Consider the following 17,227-nt stretch of genomic DNA (forward strand, 5'->3'; position numbering starts at 1 on the left):
GTGACTTGTGACTTGTGACTTGTGACTTGTGACTTGTGACTTGTGACTTGTGACTCTTGCGCTTAATATTAAAATAAGGAAACGCTATGCACTGCCCATATTGTAATGCATCAGAGACAAAAGTGATCGACTCACGTCTTGCTGCAGAAGGTGCGCAAGTGCGTCGCCGCCGTTCATGCAATAGTTGCCAAGAGCGTTTTACAACGTTTGAGATGGTAGAAGTGGTGATGCCAAGGATTATCAAATCCAGCAACAAGATTGAACCTTACGACAATGAAAAGCTGCGTCGGTCTATCTTGTTGCCTTTGCAAAAGCGCCCCATCACTATTGATGAGCAAGAGGCAATGATTAGTCGAGTTGAGAAACGTGTCAGACAAATGGGTGAGCGTGAAATCAGTAGTAAAGTGTTAGGTGAGATTATCATGAGTGAGCTTAAAACGTTAGATGATGTTGCTTATGTGCGTTTTGCCAGTGTTTACCGCGACTTTCAAGATATTGATGCTTTCCATCAAGAGATTGCCAATATCCGTCCAAATGATAAGTAAATTGATAAATGTATCCGAATCTTCAGCAATTATTTTTGAGCTTAAAACGCCTGTTTTCTTAGATAGAATCTCCTGTAATCATTAATGAAGTCTACTTTTATGCCAGTTTCAAACCATACTCAGAATGCGCAAGACCGCTACTTTATGATGCTTGCGATCGAACAAGCTAAACAGGGTTTATATACCACTAGACCTAATCCAGCGGTAGGCTGTGTCATCGTGCAAGCAGAAGCGATCGTCGGTCAAGGGTTCCACCCCAAAGCTGGTCAGCCTCATGCAGAAGTATTTGCGCTAAAAGAAGCGGGTGTGAGGGCTGTAGGTGCAACTGCTTATGTGACTTTAGAGCCTTGTAGTCATACGGGGCGTACGCCACCTTGCGCTTTGGGTCTTATTAATGCCGGTGTGAAACGTGTCGTGATCGCAGGGCTTGATCCCAATCCGCAAGTGGCAGGACGCGGTGTGAAACTGTTAGAGCAGGCTGGGATTCAAGTAACAGTCGGTATATTAACCGAGCAAGCAGAAGCTTTAAATCGTGGGTTCTTAAAAGCAATGCGCACCCAGATGCCTTATGTACGACTTAAAATTGCCACCAGCCTTGACGGTCGTACCGCGATGGCATCTGGTGAGTCGAAATGGATTACCTCAGCGGCTGCCCGCGAAGATGTACAGAAGCTACGTGCACAAAGTGGCGCGATTATTACTGGTAGTGAAACGGTTATCGCTGATAATCCACAGCTTAACGTACGTTCCAACCAATTAGGTGTACCACCTGAGCAAGTTCCTGCTCCCAAGGTTGTTGTACTCGATAGGCGTCAGCGTTTAGAACACAGCTCACAGTCTGAGTATCAGTTATGCCGTCGACCGGATACGATTTATTGGCGTGAAGATAACTTGATTGAATTACTAAAAAAATTGGTTAGTGATTATCAATGTTATGACGTGTTGGTAGAGGCAGGGGCTAGTGTTGCTGGTAGTTTCTTAAGCCAACAATTGGTAGATGAGTTGATTTTCTATCAGGCGCCTTGTTTGTTAGGCGCGCAAGCCAGACCGATGGTCGATTTTAACCCACTGTCTCTAGCTCAGCAGTTGCGTTTCGATATTTATAGCCATGAAACACTAAATCCTGATCTTAAACTGACTTTATTACCACTATAACTTGTTATTTATAAACAGCTTATCCACAGTTTGTGCTAAATACTTGCTAAGTGTGGATAAGCAGCCAGTGGAGTAGAGGGTTTCACATGAAACTGTGTATAACTTTGTTTCACATGAAACAAAAAATTAGGATTTTTGTAAAAATTTAGATATTAAATTAATATAATCAATAACTTAGGTTTAGCCATCGCTTTTTCTTAATGTTAATCCATATCTCATTTCCTGTGGATAACTTAATTGAAATGAGTGTTTTAATACGCTATGAGTTGATTTATCAGTACTTATCCACAATTTATCCCGTCATATGCTCAATTAAGCTCACGTTGCCATAAAAAAACTGGCTCAGACAAATGCTGCCATAATATCAATAAATCAAGATATATTGTCTATGAAGACAATATCATAATGAAATGAGGTCGATATGTTTACTGGAATTATAGAGAGTGTTGGAAAGGTTAAGTCCATGCAGCCTACGGGCGGTGATATACGTTTAACGATAGAGTCTGATGATTTGGACTTTAGTGATGTGAAGTTAGGAGATTCTATCGCCTCCAATGGTATTTGCTTAACCGTTGTAGACTTAGGTAGTAATCATTATTCCGTTGATGTCTCACGTGAAACCATCGCTCGTACCGCGTTAGAAACCTTAAAAGCGGGTCATACGGTTAATTTAGAGAAAGCGATGTTACCAACCACGCGTTTTGGTGGTCATATTGTCGCAGGTCACGTCGATGGCGTAGGCGTAGTCAGTAAGCTGCAACAAGATGCACGCTCTATCTATATCGAGATTGAGATACCACAAGAGCTAGCGCATTATACAGCGACCAAAGGCTCTATAACGGTTGATGGTATTAGCCTGACGACCAACCTTGTACGAGACAATATTGTCTCTTTAAATATCATTCCACATACCGCACAAGTGACCAATATCGCTAAGCATTGGCTGGTTGGAAATAAGGTCAACATCGAAGTAGATATCGTCGCACGCTATTTAGAACGTTTGTTAAATAAGTCACAAACGGGTGGCATGAATACGCCAAGTCCGCAAAGCCAAATTACAGAAGCATTTTTAGCAGATAATGGTTTTATGAAGTAACTGGTTTAAGCTTAAAGAGTGGGTTTTACAGATTGTCATGATTTGATAAAGCTCTGTAAAACCGCCTCTAGCTCTTTTTTGTTGATAGGTTTGGATAAAAACTCATCCATTCCCACTTCTATACAAGCGTCGCGATCTTCTTTGGTGTTGTTCGCGGTCAGCGCTACAATGGCAATTTTATCACCTTGTGCACGAATCGCTTGGGTAGCCTGTAGCCCATCCATGACAGGCATACGACAGTCCATCAAAATAAGTGAGATATCTTGACGCTGTTGTTGTAGCGTATCTAACGCTTGCTGACCATCTTCTGCAACCACACTACGATAACCAAGTTTACTCAATATCTTGCAGGTTATTTTCTGATTGGTTGGACTGTCTTCTACCACCAAGATAAGTGGCGATACATTTTCGGTGGTAGATTTATCTGCTTCGATTGCTAACTGTTTACTCTCTTCTTTAATATCTATGGTTTGAACCAGATTCTGTCTCGCTGGTAAGGTTAAGCGCAGTAATTCAGACAGCAATAGAGTAGCATCTAACGGTTTGGTCAAAAACCCTTCATATTTATCTAATAATATAGAGGGAATGCGGCGTTCTGGTTTCATACTAAACAGTATCTTTGGTAGCGACGGATTGTCGAGCAGGATATTTAACGCCTGATGTCTATCATCATCCATTATCGCCTGATTAGCAGAAGCAATAGAAACGGTTTCATAATATTCATAATCTAATAGTAAGATAGGAGCGAGTGTCTGCTTATTTTGCGCTAACTTAGCCACAATATTCTCTATAGTAGAGAGGGTTATCGACGTACAAATAGTCGTTGATATAGATAGGTGCTCGCACAAGCGCTGCAAATTTTCAGCAACCAGCGGTTGATTGATAACAGCGATAAGATAAATCTGAGTCAAGTGTTGATTGTGATGATAGACCGGTTGATAATTTGGACAGCGGCAGGGTAGATACAGATTAAAAGTACTGCCTTTAGTCACCGTACTTTTTATTTCAATAAAACCACCCAATAATCGCGCAAAACTATTGACGTTACTTAACCCTAGTCCTTTCTCAGTCGTGCTCTTTTGAATATAGTCAACGTTTCGATTGTTGTTTTGGTTATTGCCTTCATTAAGGTAAGTCAGCAATTGATGTTGCTTCGCTATATCGATTCCCATACCGCTATCTTTTATGCTAAACCGAATCCAGTCGTGTGAGGCATGATTGGTATTGTCTTTATTAATATAACTGTTTTTAATAAGCGTATGGTCATCTACCAATCCTCTGTTTTTGGTTGCTAATACCTCTGCATTACTCACCGTTTCGATGGTCAATGCCACATAGCCAGAAGTGGTAAATTTAACCGCGTTTTTTAATAAATTTAAGAGAATTTGTCGTAGACGAATATCATCCGTATCGATGCAGCGCGGGCAATCTGGCGCAAAGAAGTAAATCAGCTCTAACCCTTGCTGCCTCGTATTGCCTATTATTGAGTCGTTGATCTCTTGCCCTAATTTATAAATATCGACAGGCTCAATATTAAGGCGAGTTTTTCTTACCTCTATTTCCCCGATGTCTAGCACATCATTGAGTGTCGTTAGCATATTTTGACTGCTTTTAATTAATGATATTAAAATGTCATTCTGCTCGGTAGTCAATGTCGCAGGATCGATCGGTTCAAGCGTATCTATCATCATTTCTAGCGGTATGCGTAGTTGATGACCTGTCAGCGATCGAACCTTATTTAATTCGTCAAGTTTTCGCTGTAGTCGTTGATTTTGTTGCTGTAACTGCTCGACTTGGTTGGCAAATTCATTGATATTATTCAGCAGTACCGTAAAGCCGTGGACTTGGCCATGTTCACCAAACCATGGTGTAATATGCAATTGGTAAGCCTGCTTATTTTTTAATCCGTAGACTATTAAGGTACGAGTGAAGCGCAGGTTAGATAACGTTTGGAGCAATCGCTGCGTGGACTCATCCTTACCCACGATAAAATCCGTCAATTCATAGCTACTATCGCTTTGCGGTAAAGACATGAATGTTTGTTCAAAACGTTTATTAAAAAAGCTGACTTGACCATGACGCATAATCATTAGCATCGGTAAAGGGGCTTGATCCACCAAACGTTCAAGACGATGTGTTAGGGTTTTAATACGGCGATAATCATTGTGTAGCTGATAACTGACACGGCTCAACGCATGGCCTAAACGTAGAAACTCAGTCGTAGATTTTTTGTGCAAAAAAGGCGGTGGACTGTAGGCTTCTTTTGCGTGACTACTTAGATTGTCAGTATAAAGTAGCAGCTGCTCCCAATTGGCGCGACGATTGAGCATATAAAGCAAAGCGATGATAAAAAGTATTATTGCTGCCATCAATGGCAACCAGTAGCGATATGATATCCATTCAATAGTAGGCGGCTTATGGCGCAATATAATATAAAGCTGATGACCACTTTTGAGTTTAATGGTACCCGTTAAGTTGCGATTATTGAGAGTATAAGCACTATGACTGCCGTTATTAGAAGGCGATGAGCTAATGATAGGAAAAGTCACGGTAGCGAAAGCAGTCTCATTAGGCCGAGTATGGCGATGGATATAAGTCTGCCCAGATGGCATCATAAAAACCAGCTGATAGCTTATGTCTTCAAATACGGGTTTTTCTAAAATCTTTTTAATGTCAGGGTTTAGAAGACCATCACGTTCAGTGACTTCATGCTGCAATGCATAAAAGGTATCGATACTGTGTTGTTCACTGTGTTTTTTTATCTCATGAAATATTGTGACATAATACAGCGTCAGCATCACCAGCAACGTCAGTGCATAGAATATGAGTAAGCGTTGTAAGGACTGAAACTGTTGCATGAAAGCGTGGTCCTATATCGACACGAAAAACATAGTGAGTAAATAGTCAGTTTGGCACAGCAGTTGGTTCATTCAAGCTATTTTACCCTTTATAGTCTGCACCTATTATCTATAAAAAATGGTGAATCGTAGTGCAATATTGCCCAATACCGCGTCGTTTTGTAAACAAAGTCATCAATAAGAGCGCTCTGCTTGCGTTCTATTATAAAGACAAACCGTGTCATTAGTAACGCTCGATTACCATTATTACAACCATGGCACAACATCGCAAACTCACCTATAATGAGCCAATCAACCCTATATAATGCCTGTTTATGACTACAATTGCTTCTGCCTCCGATTTATCCATGCTGCCTACAACAAACAATCGCTCATCTAATAGGCGCTTAAGGGTTGTGTTTGCTGGCACTCCTGAGTTTGCCGCCGTTAGCCTTAAGGCGCTTATCAACCAACAGGAAGCGCTAAATATAGAAATCGTCGCTGTATATACACAGCCTGATCGTAAAGCAGGGCGGGGTCAAAAACTATCGGCCTCTGCGGTAAAGCAAGTCGCATTGGCGCATGATATTGCGGTTGAGCAACCTCTCACCTTTAAAAAGTCTAGTAGCGAAGGTATGGCGGCGCGCCAGACTCTACGTAGTTATCAGCCAGATGTGATGATTGTTGCAGCTTATGGTCTGATATTACCGATTGGCGTATTGACCACGCCTACGTATGGTTGTCTAAATATTCATGCGTCATTACTACCACGCTGGCGCGGTGCAGCACCTATTCACCGTGCGTTATTGGCTGGTGATAGCGAGACAGGCATCACTATCATGCAGATGGATAAAGGCTTAGATACGGGCGATATGCTCTATAAGGTCAGTGCTCCTATTGAAGCTAATGATACGGCTGCCAGCCTACATGATAAGATGGCTGAGCTTGGCGCGACCGCCATTGTTACCGTGCTAAAAGACTTGGCACATTATCAAGCGCAGGCTGTACCTCAAGACGACAGTCAAGCCAATTATGCCGAAAAACTGGTCAAAACTGAAGGCGAAATCGACTGGACACAATCCGCTACTGAAATTGAGCGACAAATTCGTGGGCTGACGCCATGGCCAGGTGCCTATACTTTTTTGGCAGGGCAGCGCGTCAAAATTCTAGCCAGTTTGCCTGTGAATCCGTCGCAGCAAACCAATCAGCCTGCTGGCACAGTCATCAGCGTTGGACGCAAAGCGATATTGGTGGCTTGTGGTAAGGATGCTGATACCAAACAAGCTGATATTAAACTAGATAGTAAAGTAGAAAGTTTTGAGCCATCAGCCAGTACTTTAGCCATTACCGAATTGCAGTTTGCTGGTGGTAAGCCGATGACAGCCGAGCAAATCTGTCATGGCAACCAATTAAATGATGGCGATCAGTTCACGACTGATTCGAAATAACGCCCGCCAAATTAATACAGTTTCATCTCGTTTATTTTAATATTTTTAATTTGATACCAAATAATCTAACTTTTATCAGACGTTATCGATCATACGTCAAGGAAATTCAATTTAATGAGAAGCACTGCGCCAAGAAACAATAAGCTCAAACCGTCAAGCAACCTTATCATGAATGGTAGCGTCCGCGTCCGCGTGATTCGCACTTTACTGGCCATTCAAAATGGTCAGTCGCTTGCAAGCGTCCTTGACCCGTTACTAAACAGTCTACATGATGGTGATAAAGGTTTTGCTCATGCGCTATTATTAACGACATTGCGCCAGTGGTATGCGTTAGCGCGTTTGCTCGATACTTTAGCGGATAACCCTATTGATGAGGTTGAAGTTCGTACCACGATTCAAGTGGGATTAGTGCAGTTACTATATTTAGAAGTGGCTGACCATGCGGCGATTCATGAAACGGTTGAAGCGGCAAAAGAGATTGATTTTGCTCATTCGACTGGTTTGGTGAATGCTATTTTGCGTAAAGTTGCTAAAAACCCTAGCAAATTCCGTAAGAAGTGCGATAAAAAGCATAGCTTACCGAATTGGCTCGCTTATCAGCTTAAGCAAGACTGGAGCGAGCAGTATGATGAGCTAACCAAAGGTTTACGCCAACCAGCACCAATGTTTTTACGGGTGAATTCAGCGGTTAGCTCAGTAGAGGACTATCAGCATGCATTGGATGGGGCAGAGATTGAAGCAGACATCGTTGAGCTAAAAAGTGGTTTTAATCTACTTGATTCATCAGATAAGGCTTCATCAATAGCATTATCAACTAAAGGTCTTAGACTACATCAAAGCACTGCCGTTAATGCTTTGCCTGATTTTGCTGTAGGGGCTGCCAGCGTACAAGACATGCATGCCCAGCTTGCCGCACCGATTATTCATACTGCCTTGATGAATAAAGTAAGCACTGATAAGTCGACTGAGTTGCATATCTTAGATGCTTGCGCTGCACCTGGTGGTAAATTGGCGCATTGGTTAGAGCTCATAAGCTCTAATGACCAATCACCGTTGTTTCACGTGAAACAAAATGATGAAGCGGCGCCAGTGATTACCGACATCAAAGTAACTGCTATCGATAATGAAGCACCGCGTATTGAGCGTATTCATGAAAATTTACAGCGCTTAAATTTAAGTCAGCACGATTTGAAGCAAGCAGAGAAAAATATCGCACTTAATATCGTCTGTGCAGATGCAACCACATGGCAAGGGGCGGGTAAGAAAAAGAGCAAGCTCGTGTTTGACGCTATATTACTAGACTCACCTTGTACGGCAACAGGCGTGATTCGTCGTCATCCTGACATCAGTATTTTGCGTACTGAAGAAGACATCGAGCAAACGGCATTGCTACAAGCCGATATCTTGCATAACCTATGGCCACAGCTTAAAGTTGGCGGTTATCTATTATATGTTACTTGCTCTATCCTAAAGCAAGAGAACGTCGAACAGATGCAGGATTTCATGACTCACTACAACAATGTAGCAGCCATTGAATTTAACGACGATTGCAATTGGGGTATCGAACAAGCGATTGGTCGCCAGTGCTTGCCAATTGATAGCGAGAGCGGCGATGGTTTCTATTATGCCTTGCTGCACAAAACTGCTGAATAAACTGTTTTAATTAATCATCTCATTATAGACAGGACAATCTAATGAAATATATCAGTACCCGTGGTCAGACAGCACCGATGGATTTTAGTGATGTGCTTTTGATGGGTCTTGCGCCGGACGGTGGTTTGATGCTGCCTGAGCATTATCCAAATATCGATAATGCAACGCTTGATGAATGGCGCACGCTTAGTTATCCTCAGCTAGCGATGGCGATTATGCAACGCTTTGCTACTGATATTCCTATGGCTGATTTGCAAGACATCATTGAGCGTACTTATACTGCTGAGGTATTTGGCTCTGATGAGATTGTTCCTGTCCGTAAGCTTGAAGATAATATATATATTTTAGGGTTATCAAATGGTCCAACGCTAGCATTTAAAGACGTTGCCATGCAGTTCTTGGGTAATGCTTTTGAATACGTGCTCAAGAAGAAAGATGCACGCATCACCATTATTGGTGCGACCAGTGGTGATACGGGCAGTGCAGCAGAGTATGCACTGCGTGGCAAAGAAAATATCGAAGTCTTTATGCTGTCACCGCATGGCAAAATGAGTGAATTCCAGCGCGCGCAAATGTACAGCCTGACCGATGATAACATCCATAATATCGCCATCGACGGCATGTTTGATGATTGCCAAGACATCGTCAAAGCGCTACAGCAAGATGCTGAGTTCAAAGCGGCTTATAATCTAGGGACAGTAAACTCTATCAACTGGGGTCGAATCCTAGCGCAGATTGTTTATTACTTTAAAGCCTATTTTGCAGTCACTACAAGCAACGATGAAAAAGTCAGTTTTAGCGTGCCATCAGGTAACTTTGGTAATATTTGTGCCGGTCACATCGCCCGTGAAATGGGTCTGCCAGTTGAGCGTTTGATTGTCGCAACCAACGAAAACGATGTACTAAACGACTTTTTTAACCAAGGTGCCTATCAGCCACGTCCTACTGAAAAGACTTATGTGACTTCAAGCCCTTCAATGGATATCTCAAAAGCCTCTAACTTTGAGCGTTTCGTTTATTTATTGCTCGACAAAGACAGTGCCCGTGTTCATGAGTTGTTTGAAGGGGTGAAATCTGGTCAAGGTTTTGATTTGTCTGACCTAATGGAGGCGGTCAACACTCGCTACGGTTTTGCTGCGGGTAAATCTACCCATAGCGACCGCCTGCAAACTATCAAAACACTTTATGAGCAGCATGGAGAGCTAGTTGATCCACACACCGCTGACGGTATCAAAGTCGCCAAAGAATTACAGCGCGAAGGTGAAGTGATTGTTTGTGCGGAGACGGCATTGCCCGTTAAATTTGCTGATACGATCATCGAAGCGATTGGATCGATAGAAATAGCACGTCCTGCTCACACCGAAGGCTTAGAAGCGTTACCACAACATGTGGTGGTACTAGATAACAACGCTGAACTGGTCGCTGAGCAAATCCGGAAGCATGTAACACCAAATCCAGCATAAATCAGAGTGGCTTTTAACGCTTATTTTCATAAGAAACTATGTAGTTCATAAGAAACTCCACAAACAGTATTTATATAAAAGTTACGCCATTGTAATAAAGTGTTTATGATTGTGTTATGGTAGATATAATTGTAATATTAGAAACAGCGTCGGCGACTCATCATTTTGCTAGACGCTTTTTTAGTAATCACACCAGCCAATTACACTGAACAGCTGCCCTATAGGCGTCATAGTAGCCGTACTATTAAGTCCTTTTACGACCCTCATTGCTTGTCATTATTTTAATGACATTCAGGGATTAAGGTTAAGTGATAGGTCTAAATAGTATGAATTGTGGCGATAACAGTGGTACATATTGTGGATATAACAATGAAGATGAGCTTAAAAATGATAGCAAAAGCACTGTTAATCACGACATTTAGTAGTGCCATGCTAATGAGTGCTGCCCACGCTAACAATCCACCACCAGCCATCAAAGCGGATGCACCCAATCGCTATATCGTCAAAAAAGGCGATACGTTGTGGGACATCTCAGGACGTTATTTAGACAGTCCGTGGCGCTGGAAAGAGATTTGGGCAACCAATAAGCAAATCAAAAACCCCAATCTTATTTATCCTAATGACATTCTTATCTTATGCGTGATTCAAGGTAAAACCTTGATTGGTGTTGATACTGGCGAAGGTTGTGCTGGGGTTGAAAAGCAATTAACAGGCAAAGTGGTATCTAGCACGGTCACAGTCACTTCAACAGCCAATAGTATTCCACCGCTTCCGTGGTCTGCTATACAACACTGGTTAGATAAAACCGTCATCGTTAATCCACAAGATTTTAATACCACGCCTTATATATTGGCCTCTAAAAAAGGCAATTTGATTACTGCCAGTGGCGATAAAGTGTATGCCAAAGGTGTGCCACTGATCGTCGGTCAGCGTTATGGTATCTACCGTGAAGGAGAGCTATATGTTGAGCCAAAAACCCAAGAAGTTATCGGTTTAGAAGTCACGCAAGTTGCGACTGGTTTGGTTACTTCGACAGAAACCAACGGCGTTAGCAGTTTGCAGCTTACCGACAGTTATGACAAAGAAGTGCGTGAAGGTGATCGCGTATTCGTTGAGTTGAATAACTCTATTCCGCCCGTCTTTTATCCAGCCCCTGCAACTGTGAGTCGTGGTGGTATGATTGTCCGCGTCATGGACTCAATCAGCTCGGCGGCGAAGGGTAGTGTCGTTGCTATCAACTTAGGTAGTACCCATGGGGCTAAGCCTGGTGATGTATTGACTGTGTATCAAAAAGGGGCTTTGATCCGCGATACTAAAGACAATGACACGCCAGTACGCTTACCAAATGAGCCAAGCGGTATGGTCATGGTTTTTAATACTTTCGATAATATTAGCTATGCTTATGTGCTTGATTCAGAGCTACCATTAAACGTCGGCGACCAGCTGTTACCACCTCCATATCTATAAGTGAGCATCATGCGTATTTTTGGACAAAATACGCTAACTTAGCCTATACGAGCCAGATGATTATGACGGCAGTTATTTCTTCTTTATCAGACAAGCAGCGCGCAGTACTGGCGCTGTGGACTGAGGTGAATGCATCATTATCTGCTTATCATAAGCTCATTACTTCTTTTGGCACAGCAGAGCTTGCTTGGTACGCTAAAGTAGATGCGTGGCGGCAATTGGGTATTCATCATACCCATCTTGCCCGTCATGAACAGCCAGAGCAAACGCAAGCCAGTATTGATAAAATTCAGCAAGCGCTCATCGAAGGACGCTACGGTCTGCTATTTTCTGACCAGCCTGATTATCCCGTACAGCTCTCGCAAATCTATGACCCACCGCCTGTATTATTTTACCGAGGCAATAAAGCTCGCTTGCACCAGGCACAAGTCGCTATTGTTGGCAGCCGAAAACCCACCGCCCATGCCCAAAAAATCACCTTTGATATCGCGCAATATTTGGCGCAAGCTGGTTATATCATTACCAGCGGTCTTGCCATGGGTGTCGATAAGCGAGCACATCTAGGCGCGTTAGCACAGGCGGATGCTGAATATCAAGGTCGAACAATTGGAGTCATGGGTACAGGTATTGAGGTCAATTATCCCAATCATCATGATAAATTGTTTGCCCAGATAATTGAGCAAGGCGGCTGTATTATTAGTGAGCTGTTGCCGCATACATTGCCACATAAGCATACGTTTCCACGGCGCAATCGTTTGGTTGCTGGGTTGAGCTTAGCAACGATTGTGACAGAGGCGACCATTCAGAGTGGTTCGCTGATTACCGCGCGTTTAACTTCGGAGCAGGGTAAGCAAGTTTTTGCAATTCCAAGTCATATTGATAATAGCAATGCTGAAGGCTGTCATTACTTGATACGTGAAGGCGCGACCTTAATTTATCATCCCCAGCAAGTGCTCGACGATGTAAATAGTCAGTTGGATTATGATAATAATAGCTATCGACCAGCAGAACAGACAGTCAGTACTAATCATAAGCCATCGCATAGTATTCAGTCTTCTAATACTGCAGAAATAGCTCTTGCTACAGCGAGCCAACCAATACCGTCTAATATAAAGTCTCCTAGGAGCACTATCGTCGTACCAGAGCATTTAACGCTTGTGTATGAGCAGCTTGATTGGCACGGGCAGGATTTAGATGCGCTGATTATCGCTACCAAACTTGCCACACCGCAGTTGATTGGACAGTTGATGGAGCTTGAATTATTAGGCGTCATCAGTGTGCAAGGCGGACGGTATTTGCGCGTATAGGCTATCTGGGCATTTACAATGATAGCTATGCTTTAATATTTCTAAGGGTACTTAAGGGTACTTAAGGGTGCTAAGGTCAGCACAATTTTATAAATATTTGAATTTGGCTCACTTAGTCAGCGTCTCTCCTATGTTATTATTAATGCTTAAACTCCTACCTGTTTGAAGCTTTCAAGCCATGAAAAAATCCATATCTTTCACTACTGATTCTGTTATTCAAGCTGCCAAGTGGCTTAAAGAAGGACAGCTACTTGCTTATCCCACCGAAAGCGTTTGGGGTATTGGTTGTGACGCTTATGACGAAGCAGCCGTTCAACGTATTTTATCCATCAAACAGCGTCCACAAGCCAAAGGCATGATCGTCATTACTGACAGCGCTGAGCGTTTAATGCCGTTACTAGAGTCTTTAGAAGAAGGTCAGCGCCAACAAATAATCAAGAGTTGGCAGGCAGATAGTGACAATGTAGAGCTACAAGGTAAGCAAGCCCATACATGGCTATTGCCTATCCCGCAGACACTTGAAACGACTATCCCTACTTGGATCACGGGGCAGCATCAAACAGTGGCAGTCAGAGTCATTGCCCATCCTATAATTCGTCAATTGTGCCAACAGTTGGTCGACGTTCAAAACCCATTTGGACTATTGGTTTCCACAAGCTGTAATCCATCAGGACAACCGCCTGCTATGACTTTCACTGATGCGTATGGGTATTTTGGCGAGCAAATCAGCTACTTGCAGGCTGAAACATTAGGCTATACTTTACCGAGCCAAATTCGTGACGCAACCACGGGTTTAGTTATTCGTTAGCGCATAACCTTCAACCAAACGATGAATATTACTTCTTAATTTCACTGTTGACAGAAATAAAAGAATAGCGCAAGATAAGTCAATAAATAACCAAAACTTATAAAATAGAGTGTAGATTAATCATGAAACTGAATCCTGTGACCGAAAAATTTATCTTACATTGGGGTGAAATGGGCTCGCAGTGGGGCGTCAATCGCACCATGTCACAGATTCACGCGTTATTATTTATCATCGGTAAGCCGCTAAATGCTGAAGAAATCACCGAAACACTTGGCGTCGCGCGCTCTAATGTCTCAAACAGTATTAAAGAATTACAGCACTGGGGCTTGGTACAAAAGGTCTCGATATTAGGTGATCGTCGTGACCACTTTACGACCAATACTGATGTTTGGGAGTTGGCACGTATTATCGTTGTAGAGCGTCAGAAGCGTGAGCTTGAGCCCACAGTGCAGTTCTTACAGGAGCTGATGAACAGTCCTGAATTTGAACATGAAAATAATGAGGTAAAGTCACGTATTCGTGATACCCAAGAATTCGTTAGTACCCTAACCACATGGTCATCTGAGATGCTTAAATTACCCACAAGCATCCTCAAAAAAGTCCTCAAGTTGGGCGCTAGTATCAAAAAGGTTTTACGTTAATAGTAAGCTATGTGATTTAAAATAAAAAATTTGAGATGTAGTTTCTGTTTTGACAGAAATATATGTAATAGATATAAAAGCCAGCTAAGTGTAAGTGATACAAGTTTCAGTAAAAATAGCAGCAACAAAAATAGCAACGACAAATGGATGTGTAAAATGACAGTCAACCAAACACACGCTAATAAAGAGCAAGCCATTAAAAAGGCTATCGCTGCAGTCGAGTGGCAAGACTTGCGCCAGTTAACGCGCGGTCAAATCGCTTATAACGTTATTTTGCCTTATCCATTTTTGTTGTTGTCTTGGTGGTTTGCCAGCCAATCTTGGTATGTCTTAGCATGCGGTGCTTCCTATTTATTCTTTGCTGCTGCTTTCCGCCAAGCCCATGATGGCTATCATCATAGCTTAGGGGCGGGAAAACGCACGACCACCGCCATATTACTGTTGCTTAGCGTGCTATTGATGACCAGTTTGCACAGCATTCGAGCCACTCACATGGCGCATCATCGAGACCCATTGGGCGACAATGATATTGAAGGCAGTCTAGCAAAAGTGTCATGGTGGCAAGCGATGCTCGGCGGGATAACTTATCGGCTCGATATTTATCGTCAAGGACTGCATCTAAGCAGCCGTCGCAATCAAAACCTAGCTTGGCTAGAGTTTGCTTTGATTGGTTCAGTCGTCATAGTTACCCTTATATTGACCGCCTTTACTATTGCTACCCTCGCGATATTAGCGCAAGTGTTGATATATCATATACTGACCATGATGTTAGCTAATGCCAGTGTCGGTATCATTGCTGTGTGGGGCGTGCACCACGATTGTGATGAGACAATCGCTCGCACCGAGCGTAATCAACTGGTCAACTTATTATTGACATTCAATTTACTCTATCACGTAGAGCATCATCTGTTTCCTGCTGTGCCATCCAATCATTTACCAGCGCTTGCCAAGCGTTTAGATGCGGTAGTGCCACACTTGACCAAGAAGCGGGTATTGCCAACAATGGCTGACATCATGGAATGTATTAATAATCGTTGGAACAAATTGAAAAATAACTCTCACCATAATCACGATGAGAATGACTGTCCTATTCGTAAACGTTTTGTCTAATAAGCAGGCTAAATAAAACCAAGATACTTATCCACCAATTATCCACAGTAATTTCATTGGCGTTGCCAATGCCGTATTTATACTCAATTAACGACGAATGTTAATAAGATAAATATCATGAAAATGAATAATAATGTAGGTGCTTACCCTTACTTATCAGTGATTATTTTATTTGCAGGGCTTGGTAGCGTGGCAGGTGGGGTGATTGCAGAGCTGGCTATATTGTTTATTTTTAGGGATGCAGATTTTGCTCAGATTGGTTACCAACCATTACTCTATGTCGGTCTACTTGGTTTTATTCCGGCTTTATTAACCGGCATTATCGTCGCTTATAAGCATATATGGCGTAGTGATCATAAGAGTAGAAGCACGACATTTTTTATTGGGTTTATAACCTCAGCAGGTTATATGGGTGCAATCGTTCTATATTTAGGCATCAACTCCTGGATAGAGGTGGGCGTGTTACTGGCCTTTATGATTGGCGTAGGATTATTTGGCGCTACTAACTCAGTTATCGCCAGCTGCATTGCTTTACCAAAAGCATGTAAAAGTCGTTTTGATATCAGCACTAAAAAAGCAGACGATAACTATAACGATTTAAGGTTTACTGAAAGATGACAATGATAATTAATGTATATAGGGAGTAGGACATGAATATTTTAATCAGTGGCGGCTCAGGATTTTTGGGCAGTGCATTTAGCAAGGAAATCATGGCGCGTTATCGTGTACAGGATAAAGCGCTATATATTACTTGGCTGACGCGTGATAGTAGTCAGGTGCATCCGAGTGATATTGAAATGATGACTTATGATGAGCTAGCGAGTTCGGATAAAAGCTTTGATGTTATTTTAAATTTAGCAGGGGCGGGTATCGCTGATTCGCGCTGGAGCGATGCGCGTAAAGAGCAATTGCTCGCCAGCCGTATCAAACCTACCGAGTCCTTATTGGCATTTATTAAGCGCACCAGTATTAAGCCCAAGCTAATGGTTAGCGGCTCAGCGATTGGTTGGTATGGCGCACAAGGCGATAAACCCCTTACCGAAAGCAGTGGTTTTGAAACTGATTTTGCTCATCAATTATGTCATGAATGGGAGCAACTAGCGCTCAAAGCCACTGAACATGGTGTACCCGTGGCTATCGTACGCACTGGGGTGGTTATCCATCCTGATGGCGGTATGCTCGGTAAATTATTAACGCCATTTAAAATAGGTGTCGGTGGACAATTGGGCGATGGCAAACAAATCATGAGTTGGATCAGTCGTGAAGACTGGGTAGGGGCGGTGATATTTATCATTGAGCAGCACCTTGCTGGTTATACGGAAAGTCAGGCCACACAGGATAATTTATTAAAAACGGTAACGGGAAATGATACGCCAGCGCTAGTCTATAACCTAACGGCACCCAATCCTGTGACCAATCATACTTTTACCAAAACACTTGGGGCGTGGTTACACCGTCCAACCTTTTTTACCTTACCAAGTTTTTTACTTAAGTTGATGTTTGGTGAGATGTCGACGCTATTGATTGATGGTCAAAACGTATTGCCACAAGCATTACAGGACGCCAGTTATGAGTTTAAACAGCCAACACTGAAGCAGGCGTTAGAAGAGCAGAAGTCATAGATACTTATGAAGATTGTTTCATGTGAAACGTAATTTTTTATTATCGTATGCTTTGTTTCATGTGAAACCTAAAAA

Annotated in this window: 14 protein-coding genes; 13 read left to right on the forward strand and 1 reads right to left on the reverse strand. The window is 42.6% G+C overall.

The annotated features are described in order from the left end of the window. Positions 1–86 precede the first annotated feature (86 nt). The 3 genes from nrdR to JFC10_RS14230 all read left to right on the forward strand — a co-directional run bounded on the left by nrdR (position 87) and on the right by JFC10_RS14230 (position 2,796). Entirely contained in the window at positions 87–545 is a 459-nt protein-coding gene (gene nrdR, locus JFC10_RS14220; protein WP_071002667.1) for a transcriptional regulator NrdR, read from the forward strand. 99 nt (positions 546–644) lie between these two features. Then, complete coding sequence (ribD, locus tag JFC10_RS14225) at positions 645–1,700, forward strand: bifunctional diaminohydroxyphosphoribosylaminopyrimidine deaminase/5-amino-6-(5-phosphoribosylamino)uracil reductase RibD (protein ID WP_198333403.1); 1,056 nt, start codon at positions 645–647, stop codon at positions 1,698–1,700. A gap of 421 nt (positions 1,701–2,121) precedes the next feature. Next, positions 2,122–2,796 carry a riboflavin synthase gene (locus JFC10_RS14230; RefSeq protein WP_198333404.1) on the forward strand — a complete coding sequence of 225 codons (675 nt, stop codon included), beginning with the start codon at positions 2,122–2,124 and terminating at the stop codon, positions 2,794–2,796. Between the two features lie 35 nt (positions 2,797–2,831). On the opposite strand, the gene JFC10_RS14235 is transcribed toward JFC10_RS14230, so the two are convergent. After that, positions 2,832–5,654, reverse strand: a complete 2,823-nt coding sequence (locus JFC10_RS14235) for a response regulator (protein ID WP_198333405.1) — start codon at positions 5,652–5,654, stop codon at positions 2,832–2,834. A gap of 347 nt (positions 5,655–6,001) precedes the next feature. Here JFC10_RS14235 and fmt point away from each other — a divergent pair, with 347 nt between their 5' ends. The 10 genes from fmt (at position 6,002) to JFC10_RS14285 (ending at position 17,152) form a co-directional block, all read left to right on the forward strand. Further along, on the forward strand, positions 6,002–7,081 hold the full coding sequence (fmt, locus tag JFC10_RS14240; protein ID WP_406947311.1) for a methionyl-tRNA formyltransferase: 1,080 nt from the start codon (positions 6,002–6,004) through the stop codon (positions 7,079–7,081). A 114-nt stretch (positions 7,082–7,195) separates the two neighbouring features. Then, entirely contained in the window at positions 7,196–8,734 is a 1,539-nt protein-coding gene (locus JFC10_RS14245; protein ID WP_198333407.1) for a transcription antitermination factor NusB, read from the forward strand. A gap of 41 nt (positions 8,735–8,775) precedes the next feature. Further along, entirely contained in the window at positions 8,776–10,197 is a 1,422-nt protein-coding gene (thrC, locus tag JFC10_RS14250) for a threonine synthase (protein ID WP_198333408.1), read from the forward strand. A gap of 369 nt (positions 10,198–10,566) precedes the next feature. Beyond that, the gene (locus JFC10_RS14255) at positions 10,567–11,664 is read left to right on the forward strand and encodes a LysM peptidoglycan-binding domain-containing protein (RefSeq protein ID WP_227685766.1); all 1,098 of its coding nucleotides are present in this window, start codon (positions 10,567–10,569) and stop codon (positions 11,662–11,664) included. A gap of 62 nt (positions 11,665–11,726) precedes the next feature. Further along, on the forward strand, positions 11,727–12,971 hold the full coding sequence (gene dprA, locus JFC10_RS14260) for a DNA-processing protein DprA (RefSeq protein ID WP_193011592.1): 1,245 nt from the start codon (positions 11,727–11,729) through the stop codon (positions 12,969–12,971). Positions 12,972–13,149: 178 nt separating this feature from the next. Next, on the forward strand, positions 13,150–13,779 hold the full coding sequence (locus JFC10_RS14265; RefSeq protein ID WP_193011593.1) for an L-threonylcarbamoyladenylate synthase: 630 nt from the start codon (positions 13,150–13,152) through the stop codon (positions 13,777–13,779). A 122-nt stretch (positions 13,780–13,901) separates the two neighbouring features. Continuing rightward, positions 13,902–14,420, forward strand: coding sequence for a GbsR/MarR family transcriptional regulator (locus JFC10_RS14270; RefSeq protein WP_193011594.1), 519 nt, complete (start codon positions 13,902–13,904; stop codon positions 14,418–14,420). A gap of 156 nt (positions 14,421–14,576) precedes the next feature. Next, positions 14,577–15,530: a fatty acid desaturase family protein gene (locus JFC10_RS14275; protein ID WP_198333410.1), complete on the forward strand. Its 954-nt coding sequence runs from the start codon at positions 14,577–14,579 to the stop codon at positions 15,528–15,530. A gap of 117 nt (positions 15,531–15,647) precedes the next feature. After that, the gene (locus JFC10_RS14280; RefSeq protein ID WP_198333411.1) at positions 15,648–16,148 is read left to right on the forward strand and encodes a hypothetical protein; all 501 of its coding nucleotides are present in this window, start codon (positions 15,648–15,650) and stop codon (positions 16,146–16,148) included. A 32-nt stretch (positions 16,149–16,180) separates the two neighbouring features. Further along, positions 16,181–17,152 (forward strand): TIGR01777 family oxidoreductase, encoded by a 972-nt coding sequence (locus JFC10_RS14285; protein WP_198333412.1) that lies wholly within the window; start codon positions 16,181–16,183, stop codon positions 17,150–17,152. Positions 17,153–17,227 lie beyond the last annotated feature (75 nt).

The organism is Psychrobacter aquimaris (assembly GCF_016107525.1).
Lineage (GTDB): Bacteria > Pseudomonadota > Gammaproteobacteria > Pseudomonadales > Moraxellaceae > Psychrobacter > Psychrobacter aquimaris.

Excerpts from the sequence above, each read along its gene's own strand:
- nrdR (WP_071002667.1), top strand. The coding sequence starts at position 87 with ATGCACTGCCCATATTGTAATGCATCAGAGACAAAAGTGATCGACTCA.
- JFC10_RS14270 (WP_193011594.1), top strand. The coding sequence starts at position 13,902 with ATGAAACTGAATCCTGTGACCGAAAAATTTATCTTACATTGGGGTGAA.
- JFC10_RS14285 (WP_198333412.1), top strand. The coding sequence starts at position 16,181 with ATGAATATTTTAATCAGTGGCGGCTCAGGATTTTTGGGCAGTGCATTT.
- dprA (WP_193011592.1), top strand. The coding sequence starts at position 11,727 with ATGACGGCAGTTATTTCTTCTTTATCAGACAAGCAGCGCGCAGTACTG.
- JFC10_RS14255 (WP_227685766.1), top strand. The coding sequence starts at position 10,567 with ATGAAGATGAGCTTAAAAATGATAGCAAAAGCACTGTTAATCACGACA.
- JFC10_RS14245 (WP_198333407.1), top strand. The coding sequence starts at position 7,196 with ATGAGAAGCACTGCGCCAAGAAACAATAAGCTCAAACCGTCAAGCAAC.
- JFC10_RS14265 (WP_193011593.1), top strand. The coding sequence starts at position 13,150 with ATGAAAAAATCCATATCTTTCACTACTGATTCTGTTATTCAAGCTGCC.
- ribD (WP_198333403.1), top strand. The coding sequence starts at position 645 with ATGCCAGTTTCAAACCATACTCAGAATGCGCAAGACCGCTACTTTATG.
- JFC10_RS14230 (WP_198333404.1), top strand. The coding sequence starts at position 2,122 with ATGTTTACTGGAATTATAGAGAGTGTTGGAAAGGTTAAGTCCATGCAG.
- JFC10_RS14275 (WP_198333410.1), top strand. The coding sequence starts at position 14,577 with ATGACAGTCAACCAAACACACGCTAATAAAGAGCAAGCCATTAAAAAG.
- fmt (WP_406947311.1), top strand. The coding sequence starts at position 6,002 with ATGCTGCCTACAACAAACAATCGCTCATCTAATAGGCGCTTAAGGGTT.
- thrC (WP_198333408.1), top strand. The coding sequence starts at position 8,776 with ATGAAATATATCAGTACCCGTGGTCAGACAGCACCGATGGATTTTAGT.
- JFC10_RS14235 (WP_198333405.1), bottom strand. The coding sequence starts at position 5,654 with ATGCAACAGTTTCAGTCCTTACAACGCTTACTCATATTCTATGCACTG.
- JFC10_RS14280 (WP_198333411.1), top strand. The coding sequence starts at position 15,648 with ATGAAAATGAATAATAATGTAGGTGCTTACCCTTACTTATCAGTGATT.